A 1,353-nucleotide genomic window follows, 5' to 3' on the forward strand; every position below is an offset into this window, starting at 1 on the left:
CTGGACTGCCCGAGACCGGTATCAGTGGTTTGCTTCACCGCTTCATAGGTCAAGGTGCCAGAACGGGAAACGATGCCAACCCGGCCAGGCTGATGGATATGCCCCGGCATAATACCGATTTTGCATTCCCCCGGAGTGATAACGCCCGGGCAGTTCGGGCCGATCATGCGCACCTTGCTTTGCTCAAGCTTGGCTTTCACCGTCAGCATATCCAGTGTCGGGATACCTTCGGTAATGCAGATAATCAGCTCGATGCCGGCATCGATTGCCTCAAGAATTGAGTCCTTGCAGAATGGCGCCGGCACGTAGATAACCGATACTCTGGCGCCGATTTTGTTAACGGCTTCGCGTACAGTATTGAACACTGGCAGACCAAGATGCTTGGTGCCGCCTTTGCCGGGCGTGACGCCGCCGACTATTTTGGTGCCGTAGGCCAGTGCTTGCTCGGAGTGAAAGGTCCCCTGGCTGCCAGTAAAGCCCTGGCAAATAACTTTAGTGTTTTTATCAATCAAAATTGACATTACTTATCCTCCACTGCGGCGACAACCTGTTGAGCGGCGTCGGTAAGACTCGTGGCGACGATAATGTTCAGCCCGCTGTCGGCCAATCGCTTGGTGCCCAATTCAGCATTGTTTCCTTCAAGACGCACCACCACGGGGACTCTGGTGCCCACCTCGGATACCGCGCCGATAATACCGTCTGCAATCAAATCACAGCGAACGATGCCACCAAAGATATTGACCAGCGCTGCTTTCACCTTCTCATCCGACAGGATTATCTTGAACGCTTCGGTTACGCGCTCCTTGGTGGCGCTGCCGCCCACGTCAAGGAAGTTGGCCGGTTCTCCGCCGTACAGTTTGACGATATCCATCGTCCCCATCGCAAGGCCAGCCCCGTTCACCATACAGCCTATATCGCCATCAAGCGCCACATAGTTCATCTCCCATTGGGCGGCGTGCGCTTCACGTTTATCTTCCTGACTTTGATCGCGCATTTCACACAGTTCCGGCTGGCGGAACAGCGCGTTGCCGTCGGCGCTCAGTTTACCGTCAAGGCAGATAAGATCGCCGGCGCTGGTGATCACCAGCGGGTTGATTTCCACCAGCGCCAGATCGCGCTCTAAAAACAGCGTCGCCAGGCCCATGAAAATTTTACTGAACTGAGTGACCTGCTTGCCGCTCAGGCCCAATTTAAACGCCAGTTCGCGGCCCTGATAAGGCTGTGGACCGGTAAGCGGATCCAAGGTCACTTTGTGAATCAAATGCGGCGTCTCTTCCGCTACCTTTTCAATTTCCACGCCACCCTCGGTGGACTCCATAAATACCACGCGGCGCGTACTGCGATCGACGACCG

1 protein-coding gene and 1 pseudogene are annotated in these 1,353 nt (G+C 55.4%); both read right to left on the reverse strand.

Going from position 1 to position 1,353, the window contains the following annotated elements; genetic code table 11:
• A pseudogene (locus BG74_RS15855) lies at positions 1-521 on the reverse strand (CoA-binding protein); the annotation flags it as partial.
• Positions 521-1,353: ADP-forming succinate--CoA ligase subunit beta (gene sucC / locus BG74_RS01795; protein WP_244267146.1), on the reverse strand; the 833-nt coding region annotated here is incomplete at its 5' end. The gene sucC and the pseudogene BG74_RS15855, both read right to left, overlap by 1 nt.

It is taken from the genome of Sodalis-like endosymbiont of Proechinophthirus fluctus (assembly GCF_001602625.1).
In the GTDB taxonomy this organism is placed as follows: domain Bacteria; phylum Pseudomonadota; class Gammaproteobacteria; order Enterobacterales; family Enterobacteriaceae.